Origin of the sequence: Fibrobacter sp. UWH6 (assembly GCF_900142465.1) — a bacterium.
Lineage (GTDB): Bacteria > Fibrobacterota > Fibrobacteria > Fibrobacterales > Fibrobacteraceae > Fibrobacter.
Genome location: NZ_FRAX01000006.1, coordinates 71,044 through 95,471 on the forward strand (window position 1 = coordinate 71,044; position 24,428 = coordinate 95,471).

The following is a 24,428-nucleotide window of genomic DNA, read 5'->3' on the forward strand; positions in this document are numbered from 1 at the left end:
ACCGAATAAAAAAATAGCCTCAAGTTGTGGGCTTGAGGCTGAAAAATACCGATTAGTAGTTGCTAGAATGCTTGGAAACCGGTGCCGGAGAGCCACCATAACGGTCGCCTTCGATCTTGTCCAGGATCCATTCGCCTTCGTAACCCTTCAGACGGGCCTGGTCGGGGTGCTTCCAGATAAGGCGGGTAATCAGCTTACCTTCGCGGGTGTAGTATTCCCAAACGCTGCTGGAAGAAGTTTCCTTTTCGTGGTCGGGAGGGCCCCACAGGAGGTTGACCATGTCGTTGGTCATGCCTTCTTCGATATAGCCCTGCTTGAACACGTCCTTCAGGCGCTTGTCGATACCCATACTTTCCTTAATGGCAAAGTATTCACGTTCATATTCCTTGCGACCTTCGCCACGTTCGATAAGAATGGGGGAAGAGTAACGGCTGGCGCAGGCCCAGAACATCAGGGCGCTAACACCGAGCAGGCAAATATGAGAGAGCTTCATAATTTCTCCTCTAATTTTATCTATAAAGTCAGCTTTTTAATCGTCTGATTTTATCATTTCGTTTTGTTGACCACAAAATAAGAACTTTATTAGGCAAAAGATGAAAATATTTTTAATTTTACACTGAAATGAACGGTTTTGGAAAGAAATTTGGCGCTGTAGCCACTCTGTGTGCTCTGTTTGCGGTTGCAAACCCCGTTGATGCCTATGCTGATGGCTATAACGAGAGCTCTCAGACAGCCTTTCGATATGGTCCCAACCTGGCTTATGGCTTGAGTGGCAATACTCCCTTTGTTTTGGGGCAGTGGTTGCCTCAGCTGTTCGGGACGCTCCATTATACTTGGCTGGAGCCTCTGGACATGTTGTCCTACGGCGAACGACTGGGACGTAATCCCAGCTACCTTCGCATGGATGGCGGGCTGGAATTGACTCCCTTCTATGGAGGTTACTCCGCAGGTCTTGGACTGCGCCCTTTCAAGATCAATCCGTCCTTTGAACTGAATTTCAATTATGAAAGCTACCTGTACTTCAAGTCTAACCTGGAAATGGTGACTTCTGATGTGACAGGCAGTGGAAGGATTGCGGAAACATGGAACGCCGATTACGTTCTCGATAACGTGGGCGGCGAAGATGCTGAATTTGACTATGCCCAGTTGTTTGACTTCTGTCTAACGATGAACTATGAATTCCGTGGTGGTTCCGATTTAGGATTCACCTTGCATTACATTCTTTCGGATGTAAGCACGGATTTCGATGGCAAGAGTTACGATTACAAGCGTAACATTCCTGTGTTCAGTCGTGACTTCCTGATTGTTGTAGAAACGTTCGGGCGTATTCCCCTGGACGAAAATTTTGCATTGCTGTTTGAAAATAACTTCTACAGAACAGGTTACCTGCGCAGCCACAATACCGTAGAAAAAGAGGCTTTGAGCTATGTCAAGTCTATGGCTGGCGTTCATTTTTCATGGAATGAGGGACTCCAGAACCTGACCTTGGAAGTGGGTGGCTGGAACCGCATCAGGAAATCCTTCTACGATGGATCACTCGCGCAACAGTTCTTGATTCAGCTTGAGTATCAGGGGTATTTTTCTTTCCCCTTTCATTGGAATTTTGCGGAATAGCTCAGGCTGCTGAGGCTGTGCTTTCTTGGCGACGTTCTTCTTGAGCGGGTCGGATTGCAGTGCCTGGATAGGATAGGCGGAACGGATCCAGATTTCTCCGTTGTACTGTTCGCTTTCTAGTTTGACCAGAGTGGGCAGTGTGGATCCCGAATAATTTCTCCACTGACGGATGGTGAATGTTCTGGTTTCCTTGCGGGCTCCTCGCATGGTTACACTCTGCGGAGTGGGGAGCGTGTCTGCAGTAAGACTCCACCAAGTCATAGACAGGGCGGTAGAAAAAACGTTCGACTTCTGTTCTGTGGGATTCTTGCACAGGAACTGCCCGTTGGCCAGCAATTCCATATCGTCTAACTTTAGCGGAGTGTCGCCAATAGTTTCTTTTAGATGGTGGGTGCCCAGCTGGCGCTTTATCTTGGCGTCGGGAAATTCCATATAGCGGTAACTTCCTGCAGTAATGAAGTTGAACTGCGGACGGTTAGATGCATTGACAAAAAACGTGTCTAGACTTTCGGGGTGGTGACGCCATTCCACATCAATGCTTTCGCGGGAATTCTTTACGTTAATAAAATGGCCTTCGATGTTTACGACCATGGGCGCTTCTAGAATAAAGTGTGGGCAGGATGTCTGGGCTGACGCTGCTGTCAGTGCCATCGATATTGCCAAAGTCCACAAGCGCTTATTCATAAACCGTAAGATAGTTAAAATTCAAAAAAATTGGACGTTGCTTCCTCTAAAAAAGTAAACTCCGGCCCATCCCAATGGCTAAAGGATCGGTCGGAGTTTTGCTTTAGGAAGAAATTTTTGAAAGTCTACGAATTAGGCTTCGTCGGTGATTTCCAGAGTTTCGTCGTCTGCGGCCAGAGCGTCACCGTCGTTCAGCTTGAAGAGTTCTACATCCTTCATGCTTTCGCGGATCTTCTGTTCGATCTCGTTGCAGAGTTCTGCGTTGTCCTTCAGGAACAGGCGGGTGTTTTCGCGACCCTGGCCAATACGTTCGTTATTGTAGCTGAACCAGGAACCGCTCTTCTGGATGATATCCAGTTCGGTAGCCAGATCCAGGATGGAGGCTTCGCGAGAAATGCCGCAACCGTAGAGAATGTCGAATTCGCACTGGGTGAAGGGTGCTGCAACCTTGTTCTTTACAACCTTCACGCGGGTACGGTTACCGATGACATCTTCGCCGTCCTTGATGGCTGCGATGCGGCGGATGTCGATACGCTGGGTGGCGTAGAACTTAAGGGCGTTACCGCCGGTGGTGGTTTCGGGGTTGCCGAACATGACGCCAATCTTCATACGCAGCTGGTTGATGAACAGCATGCAGGTGTTAGACTTGGAGAGAATGCCGGTAAGCTTACGCAGGGCCTGGCTCATGAGGCGGGCCTGCAGACCCACGTGATTGTCGCCCATTTCGCCGTTGATTTCAGCCTGGGGCACGAGGGCTGCCACAGAGTCAATAACGATGATGTCGATGGCACCGGAACGGACCAGGGTTTCTGCGATGTCGAGAGCCTGTTCACCGGTGTCGGGCTGGGAAACCAGGAGGGATTCGATATCGACACCCAGCTTGCGGGCATAAACAGCGTCGAAGGCATGTTCTGCGTCGATGAAGGCTGCCACACCGCCAAGCTTCTGAGCTTCAGCAATGGCGTGGAGGGTGAGGGTAGTCTTACCAGAGGATTCAGGTCCGTAGATTTCGATGATACGGCCACGGGGGAAACCGCCTACGCCCAGAGCCATGTCCAGCTGGATACAGCCGGTGGGGATAACGGGGATATCTTCGTTGGGCTGATCGCCCAGAGCCATGATAGAACCCTTTCCATAATTCTTTTCAATCTGTGCGATGGCAGCTTCTACTGCCTTTGCCTTATCTGCGGAAAGGTTGCCGAGAGTGTTGATACCGTTTGTGTTCGTCTTCTTAGCCATAATTGACTCCGTTTTGTTTTTTTTCGTTAAAAAATATAACAACTAGTGTTCACTTGTGCAAGTGCTTTTTTGAACTATTTTTTCTAGAAGTACCTGCAATGTTCTATACACGCTTTTTTCGCGGACTTGATTGCGGTTTCCCGAAAAAATTTCGCAAAAAGCTTCATTTTGCAAACTATTGGCGACACCAATCCACACTGTACCAACAGGTTTGCCTGGTTCAGCGCCGCCCGGGCCTGCGATTCCCGATGTGGAAACCGCCCATTCGCAACCAAACTTCCTGCGGGCTCCTTCAGCCATGGCCTTGACGGTTTCTGCAGAAACGGCACCAACGGTGTTGAGGATTTCTGCGGGAACGTCCAGGAGGTTTTCCTTGACTTCGTTCTGGTAGGCGACAATGCCTCCTGCCAGGACTGCGGAACTGCCCGGAATGTCGACCAGGGTGCTTGCGATAAGCCCGCCGGTGCAGGATTCTGCGGTGGCCATCATCTGGCCTTTTGCTTGCAGAGCTTCCTTGACGGCGATTGCCAACTGCTCGAGATTCATTTCGTTTGCGTTGTTCACTTTGTTGTTCCTTTTACGTGTTCAAATATACAAAACGGTTGTGTCATAAAATGTCAATTACGACATTCCCCCAAAAAAATACAAAATAACGTTTTGCGCGACTTTGACGTTCATAGGCGTTGACGTAAATAAAACCTTGTATAGACTTTTATATATTTGCGCTCAATGTTAATGAGTTGGTTCAAGCCTATCCGGAGTCGCTCCCTGCGGGCCGGAGTCCTGGCCCTGCTGCTGTTGGTGGCCGGGGTCTTTGCCGCTGAATCTCCTCAAGACAGTGTCAATCCCATGCAAAAGGGCGTTACCGGAATTAGGGCCATCGATACCCTCAAGGTAAATGAATGGGATATTCCTACCGAGCGGAATTCTCTTCCCTTGACCATGCTCTTAAGTATCCTGCCGGGTGGTGGTCATTATTACACGGAACATTACGTTCGTGGTGGATTCATTACCGCAATCGAACTTGCTCTTTTTTACGAAGTTGTCTACAATAAGGACTTCCAGTATCGACGAGTCCTGGAACAGGCGGAACCTTTTAGAGATTCCGTCTCCTTCTATACCCGAAAGATCATGGGTTTGCAGTCTAGGGACAGCCTTGAATATTATCAAAAAAAACGTACGGACAACATCAATCGTCTGAGAGCCTACAGCGACAAGAAAATGGAACAGGAAGACCTGCGCAAGGCTGAAACGGCCTGGCTCTATGGTCTGCAGTTGTATAGTATGTTCGACGCCTTTGGTATCTGGTATAAGAACAATTATCGAAGCAATGAATTGAGGAGTATGAAGTCTGCCGCCTTGTGGGCCATTATCCCCGGTTTTGGACAAATGTATAATGGGGAGTTTGGCAAGGCCGGCTTACTATATATGGGACTGATGGGAGCAAGCGTCAGCGTCTGGACTTCGCAGAACATGGTAGAATATTACCTCGACCGCAAGCATATGCAGGCTGGAGAAAGCACGACTAGTGAAGACTACGAACGTGTGGTAGAGCGTGTGACCTATTACCGCAAGAACCGTAACCAGTATATCTGGGCTTCGGCGCTCCTGTATCTGTATTCTATTGGCGATGCGGTGGTGGACGCCCTGTTGAGCGACTTTGACAACCCGCTGCACCTGGCTCTGTTGCCGAATTTCAACGGCGGCGCCCAGGCTCTGTTTACCTTTGATTTTTAAACGGAAAAAAGCTGGCGTTTGCCAGCTTTTGCTTTAACCGATTTTCAGCGGAACCATCTGGATTCCGTCATGAATCTTTGTGTAGGTTCCTCGATAGTGGCCTTCGGCGTTACGCTTGAATTCAAAGCGGGTGACCATGGCGTAACTGAATGCACCTTCTACGAACTGGTCGTCGGGGAGTCCGCAGGCGAAGTGCTGCAATGCGGCGATTACACCTGCGTGGCTGATCCACAGAAATTCTCCATCGTCGTCGAGGCTGTCTAGCAGGCGGCCGGCGCGCTTGTCGATGTCATAGAAACATTCGCCGTTGTTGAACCTGTAACCTCGGAGGTCGTTGGCCCATCCCAGCATTTGTTCGCGAGGAACCTGATCCATCTTCTGACCTTCCCAGTCACCGAAGTTGATCTCGATGATTTCGTCTCGCTTCTCGACTTCGAGGCCGGTCACCTTGGCGGCCTTTTCGGCTAGGCGGGTGCAGCGGAGCAACGGGCTTGAAAACAAACGGGTGGGCTTGGCTCCAGCGGCCACCAGGGCCTTCAGGGCGCCCTCGCTTTCTTCTTCGAAAGTAGGGGAAACGTCAAAGTCCAGTCTGCCGTAACAGACATCTTTGGGATTGTAAGGCTTGGTATGGCGGATGGTCCAGAGAATCATGAGAGTAAACAGTGAATAGTGAACAGTGAATAGTGAATAGTTAAGAGTGAATAGTGGTGAGTTAAAACCGGGCGCCTCCGGCGCGATTATTTGGCACAAAGGAGCCGCAGGCTCCGCCCTCATACCTCGTTCCTCTTTCTCAAAAATAAAAAAACTGCCGTTTTCCAGCAGTTTTAAAAAAAATCCTAGGCTACCTGAGCACATAAAAATCCGCAAGTCCGTTGCTGCTTTCGCCCTGGCGAGTTGCCCGCAAATAGTCATTGCGCAGGGCCTAGGAGCCTCAAATATAGAACAATTTTGACATTTTTCAAGAGATTAGGCCGTTTCTATGGATTATTTGACATAAGAAACCGCTTTTAGGTTTCGTTTTGTTAACGTTGTAAATTTTATTTTATTATTTTATGGGATAGGGTATAGGGTTGAATTTGCGGAGGTTTATTATGTTTTTGTATGATTTTAGAAAGATTTGGCTAGTTTTGCTAGTTCTGGGTTGCTGTAGCGCATCTTTTGCAGAGGGACTCCCTCTGGAAGTGCTCCCTTTTAAGTTTACAAAAATTGCCGGGGATTCTGCGTCTCAGACCAATGCATGGAATGACCTCATGAAGTATAAACTTTGGGGTACCGGTCTGTACGAAGGTGATGGCATTGTCGGTAACGGAAAAAATGCCGGCGATGGTATTGTCTTTGATGGTGGAAAAATCCATATTACGGATTCTTCTGGCTATGTTGGTAGTGCCACTGGCGACTTCGTCATGGTAAATGATGTGCATTCTATTGGCGGCCCCCTGGTTTTTGGAGGCTCCTTTAAGGGTGGAACCGGACTGGATTCCATCTTGATCGGACCTTCTCATTTTAGGGGTACTTTTGAGGCTTCCTTTAATGGCCGAAATAACGAATTCTTTGCAGGCATGTATTGTGTAGAAAAAGGCTTTGTCGTAAACAATAATTGTGACGGCGAATATTATTGCGCAACGCAGGGCCTTCGTGATACAAAGGCTACTATTGGGTGTGATGGAGCTATCCCCATTGATGAGGATCTTGATGTTCCTGTTGTTGATTACTCTTTCTTTGACGGTATGGATGCTGATCATTATCTGAAAATTGATACGGTCATTCATGCTTCTTCCACGACTCCCAACGCCTATATTGATGTGCCCCCCGGTGATATTGACGATATGTATAATATCCGTGTTGCGGGTATCAGACTGGAAAATGACAAGCCCTTGTATGTTCGCATGCAGAAGAGCGGTCGTTTGACTCGCGTCTTTTTGGATGGTGGACTTGAAATCACCAACCATAGTAATATTCGCGTAATCCAGGCTTCCGATGATAGTGAATGGGATAGGGAATCTAGAACGTGGACCACATCTGATGAAAATTTGGTTAGCAATAAGGATTATGCCGGCAACCTTTTGTTTTACACTCCCGAAGAGATTAACTGGACTGCTGGCGAAAAGCATCTTCAGGGTACATTCATTTCTGGCAAGACCATTACCATTGCGCAGCAGGCCCGTTTCGCTGGCCAGCTGATTGCCAAGGCTATTTATGTACAGTTTGACTTCAAGGCCGAAGACTTCCGCTATGTGCGCTTCAACCCGTCTGTAATTGACCCGACCTTGTTTGCTACGGTTGAATTCCCCGAAAGCGAAAGAGATACGGTTATTCCCTTGAAGCTGAACAAGAAGACACAGGTGAAGGTGACATTTGATTATTGCTTCAGTGTGTCTTCTGAAACTCCGGTTGATGGAAAGATCAGTGGCGCTCTGGCAGATGCTTCTGACTTTGTGGGGCTTACTCCTATTTGCGGAGATTCTTTGGCTTCCGCAGAAATTGACGTTGATTCTGACACTCTCGATTTGAAAAATCAGATCAAGATTCACGCAAAGCTGGATCAGTTTGTCGAAGCGTATGGCACGAACAATAAAGAAAAATTCCAGTTGAAGATTTCGAATCTTGTCGGTGCCGTTTTGAAGAATGCTTCTGGTGAATACGTTCGCGAAGGTGCCTTTGATATGTACATCATCGATCAGGATGTTGTCCCTGTGACTAGGGACACGGTTATTGACGCTGTTGAAGATTCTGTATTCACCTTTGCGGCTGATATGTTCCCCTATGAATCGCCCCTTGATCGAGAAATGGGTGGTGTCGTTATCGAAGCTGTCCCTGCAAAGGGCTCGTTGACCTATTTTGGAAAAACGTTGACTAAGAGTGATGTGGGTAGGAAGATCCCGGCTGATTCCCTTGGTCAGTTGAAGTATGTGCCCGTGGCTGATAAATATGGTGATTCGCTGTCGAATTATGAATACACGACTCTGAAATTTGCAGTCTATGATTCTCAGAATTCCGTAAGCTCCAGTGATAAAAAGGAAGGCTCCAAGACACTAACCGTTGTTGTCACTCCGGTGAACGATGCTCCGATTACTGGCCCTGCCACTTTCACTATTTCTGGCCATGTGATTAATGGTGGCGATAAGGCAATCCTTGACGGATCCATTTCTGTGAAGGATGTCGATGACGATACATTTACCTACGCCTTTGATCCTGATGATCCGAACTTCGCCGTTGTGGATTCCCTCTTTGTTATCGATGAAAATACTGGCAAGATCCATGTGAAGGATGGCATTGAACTGAATGAAAACGTCTCTAAGTCCAAGTACGAAATCAACGTGATTGTAAGCGACAAGAGTGCCTCTACCGGTAAGGACGAAGATATTCTTACTGCAAGTTCCAAGGTGACCATCGAAATCGACTTCAATAACAATCCGCCGACTATCATGACGGATACGGTCCACGTGGTTGAAAATTCCAAGTCCGGAACTTCTGCAGATTCTTCGCTGAAGTCTATCGATAAGGATGCTGGCGATACCGTAAAGACTTATACCTTGGTTGGAACTTCTAATTGGTTTGAAGTTTCTAAGTCTGGCGTAATCACCGTAAAGGAAGGTGCCAAGATTGATTACGAAAAGTCTAAGAATGAGACTCTTACCATTCAGGTTTGCGATGAATACAATGGCTGCTCCGAAAAGAACGTGGTGGTTGCCATCGTGGACGTGCCCAATTCCAAGGTGAAGATTGTTGAAGGTAAAAATGAACAGGGCGAGTGGCCGAACCCCACGACCATTTATACCAACGTTCCGAACATCGAGTTGAGCTGCACCTTCGATAACAGTCCTTCAGCCGAGAAATGCAAGGAAGCTAACTTGAAGGATGGTTGCCAATACGTTACAGTTGAGTATGACAATCCGGATCTGGATGGTGCAGCCCGCGATTCCGTCAAGGTATGCTATAGCTCTGCCGCTCCGATTGTGACTGTTGGCGCCGGAGACAACGAAGTTGTGGCCGACAACATTTATACCATCGTTGAAAGTTTGGATGAAGATGATGCCAACACTTATGTGAATGCAACTAAGAACAAGATTCATGTAACGGTATCTGATCCTGTTTCCAATGTGAAGAAAGACTACTACATAGAGATTGACCTGGATACTACGGGAATTCCCAGTTCCACTCTTTCTACTATGGGAACGGTGGAAAAGGCCAATATCCTTCTTGACGAAACGAAGGTGACCGAACGTACTCCTGTGAATGGCGATGTGGTGGTTCTCTCTTACAAGGAATCTTTTGCGGGTCGCGATTCTGTAACGGTTTCTTACGAGGTGGACAAGAACGGCGACATTATTAAGGTGCCGGTCATGAATTCGAAGGGCAAGTACGACTCTGTTGAAGTTTATACGGTTTCTTACGAAACAGTCGTGAACGGCAGAACCGTAACCATTTCCTATAAGGCTGACGCAGCTACCGGAGCGGTTTTGCTGGTGGACGCCAATGGTAACCTGATGACGGAAAGTGCCGCTTCGAAGAAGGACATTGATGCAGTCCCGTATACTGTATCTTATGACTATGTGGATGCCAACGGCAACTCCGTCAATATTGCCTACGGTGTCAATCGTAAGGGCGAACTGGTTCGTAGCGATGTTGGCGATATCGGCTATTCCGTTTCTTACACCTATGTCAACGTTTATGGCAATGGGGCTACCCAGTCCGTGTTCATTGTGCTAGACCGCGTTGGTCCCAAGGTTGAAATTACCTATCCTCAGACAGGTGATCTCGTCCGCGCAAACTTTGTAGAAGTAACCTGGAAGGTGAACGGCGTGGTGCAGGATACCCTGGTTCTCCAGAGTCTGGAAAAGGGTACCAATCCGATTATCCGTTTCTATAAGGATAAGGCCGGCAACATGGGTGCTGATACCGTCTGGGTTGTGATGAAGGACGCCAAGGATGTCGAGATTTCTGTTGAACAGCCTGTGGCTGTCGTGACCAAGGAAAAGGTCGAAGAATACTATGCCTCTAATCCTCCCAAACCTGGTGAAACCTTTGCTGTTAGTCTTCGCAATCCCTCTACCGGCAAGGAAGCGGAAACCCTGATCGGTGGCAGCTTCAAGAACGAAAATGGCAGCGGCAAGGTTCCCTACGAAGGCGTTGAAGAAGGAACTCACCTTGGTCCTACATTGGTCATGGACGTGAAGGTTCCTGTGGTTAGTGGCGTTGGTGGCCTGGCTACCTTGGATGACTTGGTCGGTTCTGATGGCCTTGTGGCCATTGAAGGTGTGAGTGCCGCAAACAGTGTAAAGCTGACGGTTAGTGATTACGTTAATCAGTACTGCGAAGACGGATTTGATTACGTCAATGCTTCCAACGCTAACCTGTACGACATCAAGATGGATGTGAAGATCTGGGTGTACACGACCTTGGGCAACTTTGTGGATTACTATCGATTCACTCAGGAATTGAACGATCCTTCCTTTGCCAACGAGGCTGGCTTGCTTCAGATGTTCTTTGAACTGAAACCGGACAAGGATGGCTATGTGCGTGCTGAATCCGGCAAGCTGTTTGCTACGGGTGCCTATGTCTACAAGGTTGATGTTGGCATGAAGTCTGTTCTGAAGTGTACCTTGCCGCCGGTGAACGATCTTACTGCCAAGAAGAAGGGCGATATCATCAAGACTAGCGACGATATGCTGAAGTCCTTCGGCTACAAGCGTCCTGGCAACAAGAAGTAATATTTGATATGGCTATGTTCTTTCAAAGTGTAGATGTAATATAACTATCTAAAAACTTTATCTTAGATACTTGGTCTAACCTAATTTTTGTTGGGTTAGACCATTTTTTTTATTTAAAAGTATGCGGAAACAAAAATAAACGCCGCTTTGGAGCGGCGTTTATTAGCAGTAAAGCCCTAATAATTAAAGGGTGTCCTGGAACTTATGGAACTTTTCGAGGAGCTCTGCGTAAGTCTTGGTGGCTTCCAGCTGGGGGAACTGAGCGACGATGGAATCCGGTGCGCAGAAGAAGCAACCCTTGTCTGCCTGCTTCAGCATGCCGGTGTCGTTAAAGGAGTCGCCGCTGGCGAATACCTTGAAGTTCAGGTCTTGCAGGGACTTGACCACCTTGGTCTTCTGGTCGTTCAGGCGCAGGTGGTAACCCTTGATCATGTCATTTTCTACAACAAGGTTGTGGCAGAAAATGCTGGGCATGCCCAGGTTCTTCATGATGGGGTAGGCGAATTCCTGGAAGGTGTCGCTGAGGATGATCACCTGGGCTTCGTCGCGGAGTGTGTCCATGAAATCGCGGGCGCCTTCCAGCAGGCCCAGGTTGGCGATTACATTCTGGATGTCGCTGAGCTTGATGCCTTCGCGTTCCAAAATCTTGATACGGCCCTTCATCAGAACGTCGTAGTCGGGAATGTCGCGGGTGGTCAGGCGCAGGTCGGCGATGCCGGTCTTTTCTGCAACGGCAATCCAGATTTCCGGAGCGAGAACGCCTTCAAGGTCCAGGGTGACGACACATTGTTTGGTAAACATATTAATCCTTCGGATTGACGTTAATTCTTTTTACGGCTGGCGATGATTTCGCGCAGGTCGTTCAGGGTGATCTTATACTTGTTGCGGCAGAAGTCGCAGGTGACGTCCAGGTCTTCGCCGTCTTTTTCCAGATCTTCCAGGTCATTGAGGGGGAGGGTCGCTACGGTACCCACCATGCGTTCCTGGCTGCAGGGGCAGTAGGCCTTGGGTTCAATTTCCTTGACGATGTCGATTTCGTAGGGGCCGCGGAGCTGGTCCAGCAGTTCATCCAGGTCAAAGCCTTCGGCCTTGGTCATGTCCTTGAAGGTGGGCAGGTTCTGGATGATCACTTCAATCAGGTTGATGTCCTTGTCTTCAAGATCCGGAAAGGCTTCGATGTAGAAACCGGCGGCGTAGTCCAGTTTGCTGGGGTCTTCTTTATTGAAATTGGCTTCGATACCCACAGCGGAACGTACCTGTTCGGACTGCAAGAGGTAGCTGGCCAGATTCTGACCCATAGAAACGGAGGGGGCCTCGATAATGCTTTCGTGAACGCGCTTGCCCTGTTCGTTCAGCTTGACCACCTTGACGGTCTGGGGAACGAGTGCGGGTTCGTTGCCGCCGATGGCCTGCAGTTCGCTCTGCGGAATCATGGCGCGGATCAAACCCTGGGGAGTGGAGTCTGACTGGATGCAGGTGATTTCGCCACCAAAGCTGGTGGTGAAACTTACGGTGCCGGGGAACTTGAGGCCTGCGCTCAAAAAGAGGCTGGCGATGGAGTTCTCGGCCATGAGCTTGAGGGCGTAACCCTTGGCGTCATGCTGCTTGCCGATGGTGTTCATGGTCTTGGTCAGGTCAACCACAATCAGGCGGAAGGGAGTCTTCTTGCCTGTGGCGCGGATAATGCGATCTTGAAAATTCATAGGGCCAAATTTAGTAAAAAAGCCCCAAGGTTTCACCTTGGAGCTGTCGCAAACTGAGCCGTTTCAAAGGCCTGCGCTTCGGTGGAGCGCGCCCCGAAGTTTTAGCGGGCTACCACCTGCTTGCGGATCTTTTCGGAGGTTTCGCGGTTGGCTGCCTGGGCCAGGCATTCAAAGGCGAATTCTTCGGCGGTACCGGCGCCGCGGCTGGTAATGATGTTGCCATCGACGACTACGCGGTCGGTAAGGAACTGCTTGCAGTCCAGTTCCACTTCGCAGCCCGGGAAGCAAGTACACTTGCGGGTCTTGAGGAGACCTGCCTTGGAAAGAACCAGCGGGGCGGCGCAGATGGCGAAAATCCACTTGCCTTTGGAATCAAAGTCGCGCAGGACGTCGGCAACGGCTGGGTCAGCCTTCAGGTTCTGAACGCCGGGGCCGCCACCGGGGAGGCAGACTGCATCGAAGTCGGCGAGGCTAGCTGCGGCTCCTGCCATCACGTCTTTCAAGAGAACGTTTGCCTTGATGGCCAGACCATGGGCGCCTACAACTTCCAGGCTATCGCTGATGGAAGCCAAAGTCACATTCAGACCGCCACGCTGCCAGTAGTCAAAAGGAGTAACGAATTCGGTTTCTTCAAAACCGTTAGCCATCAAGAAAAGAACGTTCATAAATACCTCGTTGTTTGCGGGTTCCATCTAGAGGGGGCCGAAGACCATGCGTTTCTTAGGTTTGTAGGAGTGGAATCCAATTTTTTCACAATATAACAAGAAATGAATCTAATCGGAGTGAAAGTGGTGTCTTTTCGGCAAAATGGGTTACTAAATATGTTTGAAGATGTGTTTTAGTAACCCCTTTTTTGAATAAATTAAACAAAAAGTGCTGGTGAAAGGAGCTTTTCCTGTGTGAGGCTCTTATTGTGGGTTACTAAAATTGATGTGTAAAGGACTTTAGTAACCTTTTAAAGAGAAAATGTTGTAGATAAACTAAATATTGGGTTACCAAAACGTTGAAAATGGTTTGTTTAGTAACCCCTTTTGTAAAAATACGCTCAAAGATGGGGGGCGGTTGTGTTTTCCGGTGACACGCGGAGGGGCGCTCAGGATGACACGCGAGTTACCCCACGCTGTGTTCCAGCTTCAATGTCAGAAGCTGGCGGGCTTCGGTGGCGAATTCGCCGGGGAGTTCCTTGAACACGTCCTTACAGAAACCGCCTACCATGGCCTGAATGGCGTCTTCGCGCTTGATGCCGCGACTCTCGAAATAGAACAGCTGGTCTTCGCTGATGCGGCTGGTGGTGGCTTCGTGTTCCGTCTGTGCGGTGGGGTTTGCCACCGTGATATACGGGAACGTATGGGCGGCGCTCTTGTCACCAACCAGCATGCTGTCGCACTGGGTGTAGTTGCGGGCGCCTGCGGCTCCCTTACGGATAGAAACCTCGCCGCGGTAGGCGTTGCTGGAGCAGTCGGCGCTGATACCCTTAGAAATAATGGTGCTCCTGGTGTTCTTACCGATGTGGATCATCTTGGTGCCGGTATCGGCCTGCATGTGTCCGTTGGTAAGGGCAACGCTGTAGAATTCGCCTACGGAGTTGTCGCCAACCAGAACGCAGCTGGGGTACTTCCAGGTGATGGCGGAGCCGGTTTCTACCTGGGTCCAGCTGATGCGGCTGTTCTTGCCGGCGCACTTGCCGCGCTTGGTCACGAAGTTATAGACGCCACCAGCACCAGTTTCGCGATCGCCGGCGTACCAGTTCTGCACGGTGCTGTACTTAATCTTGGCGTTTTCGTTGGCTACCAGTTCTACGATAGCGGAATGGAGCTGCTTGCTAGAGAATTCAGGAGCGGTGCAGCCTTCCAGGTAGCTGACTTCGGCATTGTCGTCGGCGATAATCAGGGTGCGTTCGAACTGGCCTGCTTCCTTGTTGTTGATGCGGAAGTAGGTGGACAGGTCCATGGGGCACTTGACGCCTGCGGGAATGTAGACGAAACTTCCGTCGCCAAAGACGGCGCTGTTCAGGGCGGCAAAGTAGTTGTCGCCTGCGGGGACCACGCTACCCAGGTACTGTTCAATCAGTTCCGGATATTCCTTGATGGCGTCGGAAATACTGCAGAAGATAATGCCCATTTCCATGAGCTTCTTCTTGTGGCTTGTATAAATGCTGACGGAGTCGAACACGGCGTCCACGGCTACGTTGGCCAGGCGCTTCTGTTCGTCCAGGGGAATTCCCAGCTTTTCGAAGGTGGCCAGAAGTTCCGGGTCCACGTCTTCGATCTTTTCGTGGGATTTCTTGTTCTTGGGAGCGGAATAATAGACGATGTCCTGCAAATCTACAGGTTCAAAATTCAGTTCGCCCCACTTGGGCTGCTCCATGGTCAAGAGCTTTTCGTAGGCCTTCAGGCGGAAGTCCAGCATGAACTGAGGTTCGCCACGGAGAGCGCTGGCACGGCGGATGACATCTTCGTTAAGACCCTTTTCAAAAGCCTCGTTCTCGATATCAGTCACAAAACCATACTTGTAATTTTCGCTCATGATCAACCTACGTTCTTTATAAAATTAGCGGCTCAAATATACAAAAATTAAAAAAGTGGAAAATCTTGAAAAAGATCATCTTACTATATTGGAACATTATGATGAAGAAATTTTTATTGCCCATTTCTATAGCCGCCATGCTCTTTAGTGCATGTGGTAGTGATAGTTCCAATGATTCTGGTGTGGCCGTCAATCCGCCTGCCGATGATCCGCAGACTCCTCCCATAGAAACCCCGGTTAATCCGGCCAGCTCTGCCACGGTTGGTGATGATCCCAACTCGCAGCCCATTGAATCTTCTGCCTCGCTGGAAATTTCTTCTGCATCCGAGATGCCTCTGGATACTTCCTTTGTGCCCGAGGGCGATACCTCTTCTATCAGCGGCATTACCGGTAACGATATGCCCTTCGAAATCCTGACTGAAGAAATCGAAAAGGACCGTCAGTATGTCGCTGCTTCGGCCATTACCGATTACGAAACGGTTCAGTCTGTTTATGAAAGCCTGGAAGAGGGCGACAAGGTTGCCTTTGTCATTCGTCATGGACGTCGCGAAAGTGGTGTCGGTGTTGAATCCAAGCTGACCGAGGCCGGTATCGAACAGTCTCAGCGCCTGGGCGGTTTTTTGGCCAGTTCCGAAGCTTTCTCTTATGGTCATACCGATTTCGTGCGTACTCGCAGTACCGCAATCAACATTGCCTACGGTCGTGGTGAAGATACGACCAGCTTCCAGTCTGTCATTACCAATCGCCTGGTGGCCAGCACCTACATCAAGGACATGGAACTTTTTGAACAGTACAAGAAGGATTCTACCGCCAGTATTAATGAAGGTGAAGTATACTCCCAGTGGGCCTTCGATGGTTTGCTGACCTCTGCCTTCTATGACCTGGAAGCCCGTGCCGTTCAGACGATTGTGCAGGGAATCATTCCCAACATGTCTGAAACCAACCGTGTGAATATCTTTATTAGCCACGATATGTTCCTGATGCCCTTGATGATTTACGTCTCTGACCGTAAGATTGATCGTTTGCGCTACCATGTTTCCAAAAAGGGTGTGTACTACCTAGATGGCGTGGCCGTAGTTATCAAGGCTAACGGAGAACGTCGCTACCACGTTGTGAACGGCATTGAATTTGGAACCTAAGAAATCTGCGGGTTATTGAAAATGAATCAAAGAGAAAATTTTAAATCTCGTCTTGGCTTTATTTTGATTGCGGCGGGTTGCGCCATTGGTATCGGTAATGTTTGGCGTTTCCCCTTCATTACGGGCCAGTACGGTGGTGCCGCATTCATCCTGATCTACTTGTTCTTCCTGGTGATCTTGGGCTTGCCCGCCCTCATTGCCGAATTTGCTGTCGGTCGTGCCAGTAAGCGCGGTATCGGCCGATCTTTCGAAGAACTGGAACCTGCCGGTTCCAAGTGGCATATTGCCAAGTATCCCATGATCGTCGGTGACTACCTGCTGATGATGTTCTACACCACGGTGAGCGGCTGGATGATGTACTACTTCTACCACATGGCGGTGGAAGGGGATATTCATGGCCTGTCTCCTGAACAGGTGGGTGAACGATTCGGCACCATGTTGGGGAATCCCAGCGTGCAGGTGGGCTGGATGGCTATTGCTACCATTCTCGGTCTGGGAATCGTTTCTCTGGGCTTGCAGAAGGGCGTGGAACGTGTAACCAAGAGCATGATGTCTATGCTTTTCGTGATCATGATTATTCTTGCCATCCGCGCTGTGACCTTGCCCGGTGCTGAAGAAGGCCTCAAGTTCTACTTGCTCCCGGACTTTGCCCGTCTGCAGCAGCAGGGCGTTACCGAAGTAATCTTTGCCGCCATGGGACAGGCTTTCTTTACCTTGAGTATCGGTATCGGTTCCATGTCCATCTTCGGAAGCTACATCGGCAAGAAGCATACCCTAGCCAAGGAAGCGGTGAATATCTGCGTCCTGGATACGGTGGTGGCCTTGCTTGCCGGTTTGATCATTATTCCCAGCTGCTTCGCTTTCAATGTGGAACCGGGTGCTGGTCCTGGCCTTGTGTTCGTGACTCTGCCCAACATCTTTAGCCAGATGCCTGCGGGTCGCTGGTGCGGTGTGGCCTTCTTCCTGTTCATGAGCTTTGCCGCCCTGAGTACCTTGGTGGCCGTGTTCGAAAACATCATCTCTTTCTGGATGGACCTGAAGGGTTACGACCGCAAGAAGGTGGTGAAGTGGAACATTCTGGCGATTATCGTTCTTTCCTTGCCTTGTGCTTTGGGCTTTAACGTGCTTTCTGGCTTTCAGCCCTTTGGTGCTGGCAGCGGCGTTCTCGACCTGGAAGACTTTATCGTTTCTAACACCTTGCTGCCTCTCGGTAGCTTGTTCTTCGTGGTGTTCTGCAACTTCCGTTACGGCTGGGGCCAGAAGAATTTCTACGATGAAGTCAATACCGGTAGTGGTATGAAACTTCCCGTAAACGGGATTGTCCGTTTTTACATCAAGTGGATTCTGCCCTTGATCGTGCTGGTCATTTTCATTATGGGTTACATCCAGAAGTTCGCTCCGGATTTCTACAACCAGATTCTTGGTAAGTAGTTTTGCAGGCTGTTAAAGTCTAACTGATAAATGATCGACAAATAAGTCCGGCGGGTAAAACCGTCGGTCTTTTTTTTGTATATAAAATTGTCAGAAATTGACGCGAATGTAAACCTATATTTGTACACGTAAAAAAGAAAAAAGGATTAACTATGCACAATATTCTGAACATCCAGCGCAACAACACTCTCTTCGGTCTTCTTCTGGCAGCAGCTCCCGCTGTTTTCTGTGCAATGCTGGTGGGGGCCGGCAGTGTCGTGGCTGCAGCCGCTGTTACCGTAGCTTACCTGAGCGTTCTTGTGGGCGAACGGATCGATTAAGGTTTGCTATTTCTGCTTGATGACTTCAACAGTCAACTTGTTAAAGCCCAGCTTTCCGCCTTCGCGGATTTCTAGGGCGGCACGGAAGGTGGTGACGTCCTTCTTGAACGGTTCTAGCACCGGCGAGAACTTGTTCTTCAGCAGATATTCCACTTCTTCGTCAGAGAATTTGCGCTGGTAGAACACTTGCGGAATGCCGTAACCGCATTGCATGCACTGGTAGCCGCCATCTACCTTGCGTAGGAAACCTCCGCAACCGGGGCAGGGGTATTCGCGACGGAGGAACTCAAATTCTACGCGGCCTACGGGGCTCATTTTCAGGAAGGCGTCAAAGTTTTCGCCCTTCTTGTTCTTGAATCCGCTGATCAGTTCCGTTTTTTCGCCGTTGAGCAAGGCCTTGATGTCGGCGGCACGGAGTTTCTTGCCGGCGACTGTTTTGAACAGTGTGAACTTGCAGTCACAGGGATTGCCTTGTTCATCGCGGTCGGAACCTTTACCTGTGCAGAAAATGGCGTTCTTGTTTTCTTCTAGGGTGTGTTTGCAGATGGGGCACTTAAACTTGGTTTCGGTACCGTGGAAGTGTCCGTCATTTTCGAAGGCGAAGGTGGCCTTGTGATCGCTATCCCAGACCACCTTGGCGCTAAAGGCCTGGCCCTTCTTAGTGATAAAGTCGGTGATGACGTCGGTGGTGCCGTTGTTGAACAGCTCCGCCATTTCTTCGTCGCTCATGACGTGGCCGGCGATAGTCTTATAGAAAACGAAATCGCAAGGCTCTTCGCAAATGAGACGGTTGCCTAAACTTTTTAGTTTCTTTTGGCACTTGGGGCAGGTATAGTCTGTGGGGGCTGCGTCCTGGGGTTCGTCGCTAAATTCAAATCCGATGTTGCCGTCTTCGCCAAGAACCAGGTTGGCGCTGAAGGTGGTTCCCTTCTTGCTCTTGAAGCCGCTGAGCAAGTCAGATTTGCCGGTGGCCAGAAGCTTGCCCATTTCGGCGTGGCTAAGGGTGCGGCCTGCAATGGTGTGGCCTGCCTTGAAACCGCATTCGCCATTCTTGCAGACGTATCCCCAGGGGGCGATTTCCATGGGCTGGCTGCACTTGGGGCAGGGGAGAGCTTCTGTTACGGTTTCTCGTTCAAACTGGCTGCCGTATTTTTCGTGAAGCTGAACAAAAAGTTCCTTCACATATTCCACGATGCCGTCGCGGAATTCCTTGGGATCCAGGTTGCCCTTTTCTACTTGGGAAAGCTTGTATTCCCATTCGCCGGTCATTTCGGGGGACTTGACTTTTTCGTCCATGAGGGCGATGACTTCGCGGCCGCGGGCGGTACTGACCAGATTGTTTTTCTGGGCTTCGATGAATCCGCGCTTTTTCAAGGTCTCGATGATGCCTGCCTGAGTGGCTGGAGTTCCAAGACCGCGGTCCTTCATGGCTTCGGCCAGTTCTTCGTTGTCGATCTGCTTGCCTGCAGTCTTCATGGCGGCAAGGAGGGTGGCTTCGGTATAATACTTGGGCTTGGACTTCTTTTTCTTCTGAAGTTCCAGGGCGTCGAAGGGGGCCTTGTCGCCCTGCTTCCAGTCGGGGAAGGATTCCACGATATTGGTAATGTCGTCAGAATTGCCGCTGTCGTCGCCGGATTTTCCGTCGGCTGCGGCGGAGTCGGCGCCTGCGTCGCCCTTCTTCTTGGATTTGGCCTTCTTCTCTTCTTTGACCAATGCGCGGAAACCTAAGTCCTCGTTTTTCTTAAGCTTAAGGCGGAAGGTTTCTGCGTCACTGCCCGCAGGGGCGGTCAGTGTCACTTCCATTTCATTCCAAACATAGGGTTTCAGCCATGCCTGGACAAAACGTTCCTTGGCCAGATTGTAGATGTTCTCTTCCATTTCAGGGAGACCGTTGGGCAGTTCCCCTGTAGGAATGATGGCAAAGTGGTCCGTGACCTTGCTGGAATTGATGAAGACGAAATTTTCCGATTCCGGACGCATGATCCCTTGCTGCTGGGGCGTTGCCAGGCGTTGTGCCAGGGCGTAAGCTTCCTGCTTCATGGTGTCGGGCAGGTAGGCGGAGTCGGTACGGGGATAGGTAAGCAACTTCTTTTCGTAAAGATTCTGGGCGCAATCCAGCACTTGCTGGGCGCTGTACTTAAAACGCTTGTTGCCTTCTTTCTGCAGTTCCGTCAGGTCGAAAGGTTTTTGGGGGAACTGCTTTTTCTGCTGGACGTCAATGCCTGCGATGACCGCATCTTCGGGCGGGGCGCATTTGTCCACTACGGCCTGGGCCGGTTCCTCTTTTTCAAAGACCGCCACTTTCAGGGCAGGGCCTTCTGCGCTGTCCTTGCCAGAATCCTTGGCGTCGCGGTCGGGGCGCAGCAACTGTGCCTGGAATCCTTTCCAGGTTCCCACTACGCTGTAGTAATACAGTTCCTTGAACTGTTCCACCAGGGCGTCACGTTCTACAATCAAGTTTAAAGTGGGTGTCTGCACGCGGCCCACAGAAATCATCTTGCCGCGGCCAGCCGTAAGCGTATAGGCTCGAGTGGCGTTAAGGCCTACCATCCAGTCGGCGCGCTGACGCAGGCGAGCGGCATAACTCAAGTTTAATCGCTGGGTGGCATCTTCCAGATTTTTCCAGGCCTTGTCCAGATCCTTGGCCACATAGCTGTTCACCCAAAGACGCTTGATCTGCTTTTGCTTAAAGGCGGGGGTAAAATCAAGGACCAGGTCAAAAATCAGATTACCTTCGCGGCCGGCATCGGCGCCGTTCACGAGGACATCCGCCTTACTCATCATTTCTCGCACAACAGTTAGCTGTTTTCTTGTGCTTTCAATCTCCATAAGGCGGAACTTTTCGGGGAGCAAAGGCAAGTTGCCCAACTTCCAGCCCCCTTCGAAACCGGGGTAGGCATCAAGGGGGGCCAGGGTAATCAAGTGACCCACACACCAGGTAATGCAATGGTTCTGCCCAATCAGGCAACCATCTCCCTGTGTGAATTTTTCGCCCTCCAGGCGTTCCAGCATAGGTTTGTAATGTTGGTTTGCAACGGAAGGTTTTTCGGCCACTAATAGAATCATGGGGGCAAAGATAATAAAGTTCGAACTTTTTTATTACAGGATGGGGTCCAAGTTCTGCAAAGCCTTGGCGGCGGCTCCCTGGGCGAATTTCTGTTCCAAATCCGTGAACTTCTCGTTCCAGAATTTTGTTTTTTCGCAGGAGAGGCGCGCTCCCCGTTCATAAATCCACAGGTAACAATCCTCGTCGACGACTTCGTAATCGGATCCGCCGTTGAACACATTGGCTACACCGTAAACTTCGTGGTCCTTGCTCAGGATGACCTTGCAACCCAGAAGCATGGAGAGATTTTGACAAGCCTGTTCCAGGGCGGCATTGTCCAGGTCCTCGCTCTTCATCGAGAATCGGGAAACGTTCCGCTCGTCGATTTTCAAACCCAGGGATTCGAAGTCCTGTTCGACCCAACTCATCTTGTTGATAAACTTGCGAAGCGAAGAAATGTCCTGAACCTGGTCCGGTTCCGGAAAAATTCGCCCTCTGACAGTATACTCGTGTTCCATAAAAAGAAAAGTAGAAAAAACGCAGCGCGATTATAAAACTAGTATCTCCCCGCTTTGTCGCCTTTTACGAAGAAATCCACCTACGTTTCCAAAGCCCGAATACGAGCAGAATGGTCTGCGATATCCGCCTGCTGTTTTATCCATGGGGGCGAGGATCGCATTTCCCGTAGTGCGAAATAAATTCGCGGGCGATTGTCGGGCGATATACAAAAAAGTCGGTGTTTCCGACGGAAAGAATATATGAAATTCAAGAGTCATGTCTGACATCTATGTTTAAGGAAGATATGACCGTTAACAGTGCGTTCTTGTCGGTGAGCATACCATGGAACTGGAAAAGCCGGCCATGTCTGGTATCTATGTCCTTCGTGTCTCGGCAGGAAATTCAAGTCGGAACATGCTGATTAAATTCTAGCAGTCTGGTCTTGTTGAACAGCTACTAAAAAATAAGGAGTTTCCCTTGCCGTGGGGGAAACTTCTTTGTATATTCATCAGCATGAAAATGATCCTAGACCTACAACTTCTACTTTGCACCGCTCTGTGTAATACCGAGGCGAGGTTTTAGGGTATTGAATCAATAAGACTTTTTTTATTGAAATTGAACACTAAAAAGGCTTGCTTCCTCGGGAAAGCGGGCCTTTGTTTTTTGGTCAGAGGGATAAAAAAAGCTATCTTTGAGATTGAAAATTAAATGACTTTGCGTTCCCGGTGAAAATCGAAGGAAGCGGCAAGGAGATGAAAAATGAAGTGCATGATGGATTGTGCCGATCAGGCAAGAAAACCGTTTTTTTACGACGTCACTCTGCGTGACGGTAACCAGGCTCTGCCCAAGCCCTGGAATAACGCCCAGAAGAAGGACGTTTACCTCCAGTTGTTGAAGCTGGGTGTGCAGGGGGCCGAAGTGGGTTTCCCGGCTTCTAGCGAAATGGATTTTGAATCTTGTAAGGAACTGGCCCAGCTCACCGCAAAGATGGCTGAAGAAGGTGATGAAGTCGCCCAGAAGATCGTGGTGGCTGGTCTTGCCCGTTGCGTCCCCAGCGACATTCAGCGCTGCTGGGAAGCGGTCCAGTATGCTCCCAATCCTCGTATCCACACCTTCTTGGCAACTAGCCCCCTCTCCATGGAACATGTGCTGCACATGACTCCGGAACAGGTGAAGGCCAAGGCCGTGGAATGCGTGAAGTTGGCAAAGTCTCTGGTGGGTGACCGCGGTACCGTGGAATTCAGCTGCGAACATTTCGGTGACTGCCTGGAAAACATGGACTTTGTCATTGAAGTTTTGAAGGCCGTGGTGGAAGCGGGGGCAACTACCTTGAACTTGCCCAACACCGTGGAACGTTATCGCCCCATGCTGTACATCTCCCAGATCAAGCAGGTGTACGATGCTCTGCCCAAGAACGTGACTATTTCTGTTCACTGCCATAACGACCTGGGCATGGCAACTGCCGCTACCCTGGAAAGTTTCTTCGTGGGTGCAACCCAGATGGAAGTGGCCTTGAACGGTCTGGGTGAACGTTGCGGCAATACCAACTTCTACGAAGTGGCTGTGGGCCTGCACAACTCCGGTGTAGACACTGGCCTGCATCTGGAAAGAATTTACGAAACCGCCATCCTGATTTCTCAGTGGTCCGGTATCAACATCTACAATCGTGCTCCGTTGATCGGTGCCGAAGCTATCGTCCATCGTAGCGGTATCCACCAGGATGGCGCCAGCAAGACCAAGGACATGAAGAAGGGTGCATACCGCCCCATCGACTACTCCATCATCGGCCGTAACCAGAACGATTCCCTCAGCTTCACCAGCCAGAGTGGTCGTACCGCCGTGTACGAAATCATCACCAAGTTCGGTTACAAGATGAGTCTGGCCGAAGCCGCCGAACTGCAGCCCATCTTGAAGGCTTGCAGCGAAAAGGAAGGCGAGCTGAGCGCCGAACGGGTTCTGGATGTTTTCCGCGAACAGCGCGTTAACGTGAACGGCCGTTTGGTGTTCAACAACATCGAAGTTGTTCCCGATGAAAACCGTTTCGTGTTCCACTTCAAGAAGGACAAGGAGCCCATAATCAAGTCCATCACTGCCGAAGGTCCCATTGAAGCTGGCCTTATGCTCATGCGTGAAATCGGCATGCCGGTGGAACTGGTGAAGTATCGCCAGGTGGTGGTTCCTGAAAAGGATTCCATGTGGGCTGGTCGCGGTCTCAGCCGTATTGTGCTGAAGGCCAATGGCAAGGAAGTGGAAGGCCGCGGTGTTTCTAGCGATACTCTGAAGGCTAACATGCGCGCCCTGTTCGGCGGTGTGAACCTGCTGTACAGGTAGGCTGTAAGTGTCATTCCGAGCGTAGCCACGAAGTGGCGAAGTCGAGGAATCTAGAGTAGAGGAATTATGGATTTAACTGGTAGACTGACACGTCCGTTCAAGAAACGCTACGCCATGTACGCCGACAAGGTCGGTGGTTTTGTGGTGCCGATAAAGGATGCCGTGGCAGGTCTGCTGGGCCACTTTCCCGATGTAAAGGCTTTTGCCGGTTCCGAGGATCTGGCTGATTCCGATGAGGCTTCTGCCGGTGCCGAGGGTGCCGCAAATGGTGCCGCTCCGGCAGGGAAGGTGGGCCTGCTGGATCGCATTAAGAACTTCAAGAAATCCCTGAAGGAAATGAGCGACTTCCAGAAGCTGATCCTTTTGACCATCGCCGTTGTTCTGCCTGCCGGAATTTTGGTGGCCACGATTCTAGTGGGCCTGATCAAGAAGCACAAGAAATAGTTTTG

General features: G+C 50.0%; 19 protein-coding genes and 1 other RNA gene. 8 read left to right on the forward strand and 12 right to left on the reverse strand.

Annotated features, from left to right (window positions below):
- Positions 1–52: 52 nt before the first annotated feature.
- Complete coding sequence (locus BUB73_RS07200) at positions 53–493, reverse strand: hypothetical protein (protein WP_073156667.1); 441 nt, start codon at positions 491–493, stop codon at positions 53–55.
- A gap of 128 nt (positions 494–621) precedes the next feature.
- On the opposite strand from BUB73_RS07200, the gene BUB73_RS07205 reads away from it, so the two are divergent.
- Positions 622–1,614 carry a hypothetical protein gene (locus BUB73_RS07205; RefSeq protein WP_073284731.1) on the forward strand — a complete coding sequence of 331 codons (993 nt, stop codon included), beginning with the start codon at positions 622–624 and terminating at the stop codon, positions 1,612–1,614.
- Here the strand turns inward: BUB73_RS07205 and BUB73_RS07210 are convergent.
- From BUB73_RS07210 to BUB73_RS07220, 3 genes are all read right to left on the reverse strand, one after another.
- Positions 1,534–2,298, reverse strand: coding sequence for a hypothetical protein (locus BUB73_RS07210; RefSeq protein WP_139258174.1), 765 nt, complete (start codon positions 2,296–2,298; stop codon positions 1,534–1,536). The two genes, BUB73_RS07205 and BUB73_RS07210, sit on opposite strands and share 81 nt — an antisense overlap.
- A 132-nt stretch (positions 2,299–2,430) precedes the next feature.
- Positions 2,431–3,537 carry a recombinase RecA gene (gene recA / locus BUB73_RS07215; protein ID WP_073156676.1) on the reverse strand — a complete coding sequence of 369 codons (1,107 nt, stop codon included), beginning with the start codon at positions 3,535–3,537 and terminating at the stop codon, positions 2,431–2,433.
- Positions 3,538–3,579: 42 nt separating this feature from the next.
- Positions 3,580–4,101 carry a CinA family protein gene (locus tag BUB73_RS07220; RefSeq protein ID WP_199505699.1) on the reverse strand — a complete coding sequence of 174 codons (522 nt, stop codon included), beginning with the start codon at positions 4,099–4,101 and terminating at the stop codon, positions 3,580–3,582.
- 171 nt (positions 4,102–4,272) lie between these two features.
- On the opposite strand from BUB73_RS07220, the gene BUB73_RS07225 reads away from it, so the two are divergent.
- A complete protein-coding gene (locus tag BUB73_RS07225) occupies positions 4,273–5,274 on the forward strand; it encodes a DUF5683 domain-containing protein (protein WP_139258176.1) in 1,002 nt (333 codons plus the stop codon).
- A 33-nt stretch (positions 5,275–5,307) separates the two neighbouring features.
- On the opposite strand, the gene BUB73_RS07230 is transcribed toward BUB73_RS07225, so the two are convergent.
- Positions 5,308–5,925 carry a histidine phosphatase family protein gene (locus tag BUB73_RS07230; protein ID WP_073156681.1) on the reverse strand — a complete coding sequence of 206 codons (618 nt, stop codon included), beginning with the start codon at positions 5,923–5,925 and terminating at the stop codon, positions 5,308–5,310.
- Between the two features lie 180 nt (positions 5,926–6,105).
- An RNA gene (gene ffs / locus BUB73_RS07235) (signal recognition particle sRNA small type) lies at positions 6,106–6,202 on the reverse strand.
- A gap of 163 nt (positions 6,203–6,365) precedes the next feature.
- Here ffs and BUB73_RS07240 point away from each other — a divergent pair.
- Positions 6,366–10,985 carry a cadherin repeat domain-containing protein gene (locus BUB73_RS07240; protein ID WP_073284733.1) on the forward strand — a complete coding sequence of 1,540 codons (4,620 nt, stop codon included), beginning with the start codon at positions 6,366–6,368 and terminating at the stop codon, positions 10,983–10,985.
- A gap of 183 nt (positions 10,986–11,168) precedes the next feature.
- Here the strand turns inward: BUB73_RS07240 and thrH are convergent, their stop codons facing one another.
- From thrH to sufB, 4 genes are all read right to left on the reverse strand, one after another.
- Positions 11,169–11,786: a bifunctional phosphoserine phosphatase/homoserine phosphotransferase ThrH gene (thrH, locus tag BUB73_RS07245; RefSeq protein WP_073159879.1), complete on the reverse strand. Its 618-nt coding sequence runs from the start codon at positions 11,784–11,786 to the stop codon at positions 11,169–11,171.
- A gap of 20 nt (positions 11,787–11,806) precedes the next feature.
- Entirely contained in the window at positions 11,807–12,688 is an 882-nt protein-coding gene (locus BUB73_RS07250; protein WP_073159882.1) for an Hsp33 family molecular chaperone HslO, read from the reverse strand.
- Positions 12,689–12,789: 101 nt separating this feature from the next.
- The gene (locus BUB73_RS07255) at positions 12,790–13,353 is read right to left on the reverse strand and encodes a DJ-1 family glyoxalase III (protein WP_073236826.1); all 564 of its coding nucleotides are present in this window, start codon (positions 13,351–13,353) and stop codon (positions 12,790–12,792) included.
- Between the two features lie 445 nt (positions 13,354–13,798).
- On the reverse strand, positions 13,799–15,214 hold the full coding sequence (sufB, locus tag BUB73_RS07260; RefSeq protein WP_073160045.1) for a Fe-S cluster assembly protein SufB: 1,416 nt from the start codon (positions 15,212–15,214) through the stop codon (positions 13,799–13,801).
- A 98-nt stretch (positions 15,215–15,312) separates the two neighbouring features.
- On the opposite strand from sufB, the gene BUB73_RS07265 reads away from it, so the two are divergent.
- From BUB73_RS07265 to BUB73_RS17225, 3 genes are all read left to right on the forward strand, one after another.
- Entirely contained in the window at positions 15,313–16,353 is a 1,041-nt protein-coding gene (locus BUB73_RS07265) for a histidine phosphatase family protein (RefSeq protein ID WP_139258384.1), read from the forward strand.
- A 21-nt stretch (positions 16,354–16,374) separates the two neighbouring features.
- Positions 16,375–17,784 (forward strand): sodium-dependent transporter, encoded by a 1,410-nt coding sequence (locus BUB73_RS07270; RefSeq protein ID WP_073159886.1) that lies wholly within the window; start codon positions 16,375–16,377, stop codon positions 17,782–17,784.
- Between the two features lie 152 nt (positions 17,785–17,936).
- The gene (locus BUB73_RS17225; RefSeq protein WP_158535448.1) at positions 17,937–18,104 is read left to right on the forward strand and encodes a hypothetical protein; all 168 of its coding nucleotides are present in this window, start codon (positions 17,937–17,939) and stop codon (positions 18,102–18,104) included.
- 6 nt (positions 18,105–18,110) lie between these two features.
- Here the strand turns inward: BUB73_RS17225 and BUB73_RS07275 are convergent, their stop codons facing one another.
- Positions 18,111–21,170: a type IA DNA topoisomerase gene (locus tag BUB73_RS07275; protein WP_073284736.1), complete on the reverse strand. Its 3,060-nt coding sequence runs from the start codon at positions 21,168–21,170 to the stop codon at positions 18,111–18,113.
- A 33-nt stretch (positions 21,171–21,203) separates the two neighbouring features.
- Complete coding sequence (locus tag BUB73_RS07280) at positions 21,204–21,668, reverse strand: hypothetical protein (protein WP_073236804.1); 465 nt, start codon at positions 21,666–21,668, stop codon at positions 21,204–21,206.
- A 739-nt stretch (positions 21,669–22,407) separates the two neighbouring features.
- Here BUB73_RS07280 and leuA2 point away from each other — a divergent pair.
- Together leuA2 and BUB73_RS07290 are read left to right on the forward strand one after the other, a co-directional pair.
- Entirely contained in the window at positions 22,408–23,979 is a 1,572-nt protein-coding gene (leuA2, locus tag BUB73_RS07285) for a 2-isopropylmalate synthase LeuA2 (protein WP_249269331.1), read from the forward strand.
- 66 nt (positions 23,980–24,045) lie between these two features.
- Positions 24,046–24,423 (forward strand): hypothetical protein, encoded by a 378-nt coding sequence (locus BUB73_RS07290; RefSeq protein ID WP_073159892.1) that lies wholly within the window; start codon positions 24,046–24,048, stop codon positions 24,421–24,423.
- Positions 24,424–24,428 lie beyond the last annotated feature (5 nt).

Coding starts and splice junctions, on each gene's coding strand:
- BUB73_RS07200 (WP_073156667.1), bottom strand. CDS start 493: ATGAAGCTCTCTCATATTTGCCTGCTCGGTGTTAGCGCCCTGATGTTC.
- BUB73_RS07205 (WP_073284731.1), top strand. CDS start 622: ATGAACGGTTTTGGAAAGAAATTTGGCGCTGTAGCCACTCTGTGTGCT.
- BUB73_RS07210 (WP_139258174.1), bottom strand. CDS start 2,298: ATGAATAAGCGCTTGTGGACTTTGGCAATATCGATGGCACTGACAGCA.
- recA (WP_073156676.1), bottom strand. CDS start 3,537: ATGGCTAAGAAGACGAACACAAACGGTATCAACACTCTCGGCAACCTT.
- BUB73_RS07225 (WP_139258176.1), top strand. CDS start 4,273: ATGAGTTGGTTCAAGCCTATCCGGAGTCGCTCCCTGCGGGCCGGAGTC.
- BUB73_RS07230 (WP_073156681.1), bottom strand. CDS start 5,925: ATGATTCTCTGGACCATCCGCCATACCAAGCCTTACAATCCCAAAGAT.
- BUB73_RS07240 (WP_073284733.1), top strand. CDS start 6,366: ATGTTTTTGTATGATTTTAGAAAGATTTGGCTAGTTTTGCTAGTTCTG.
- thrH (WP_073159879.1), bottom strand. CDS start 11,786: ATGTTTACCAAACAATGTGTCGTCACCCTGGACCTTGAAGGCGTTCTC.
- BUB73_RS07250 (WP_073159882.1), bottom strand. CDS start 12,688: ATGAATTTTCAAGATCGCATTATCCGCGCCACAGGCAAGAAGACTCCC.
- BUB73_RS07255 (WP_073236826.1), bottom strand. CDS start 13,353: ATGAACGTTCTTTTCTTGATGGCTAACGGTTTTGAAGAAACCGAATTC.
- sufB (WP_073160045.1), bottom strand. CDS start 15,214: ATGAGCGAAAATTACAAGTATGGTTTTGTGACTGATATCGAGAACGAG.
- BUB73_RS07265 (WP_139258384.1), top strand. CDS start 15,313: ATGATGAAGAAATTTTTATTGCCCATTTCTATAGCCGCCATGCTCTTT.
- BUB73_RS07270 (WP_073159886.1), top strand. CDS start 16,375: ATGAATCAAAGAGAAAATTTTAAATCTCGTCTTGGCTTTATTTTGATT.
- BUB73_RS17225 (WP_158535448.1), top strand. CDS start 17,937: ATGCACAATATTCTGAACATCCAGCGCAACAACACTCTCTTCGGTCTT.
- BUB73_RS07275 (WP_073284736.1), bottom strand. CDS start 21,170: ATGATTCTATTAGTGGCCGAAAAACCTTCCGTTGCAAACCAACATTAC.
- BUB73_RS07280 (WP_073236804.1), bottom strand. CDS start 21,668: ATGGAACACGAGTATACTGTCAGAGGGCGAATTTTTCCGGAACCGGAC.
- leuA2 (WP_249269331.1), top strand. CDS start 22,408: ATGAAGTGCATGATGGATTGTGCCGATCAGGCAAGAAAACCGTTTTTT.
- BUB73_RS07290 (WP_073159892.1), top strand. CDS start 24,046: ATGGATTTAACTGGTAGACTGACACGTCCGTTCAAGAAACGCTACGCC.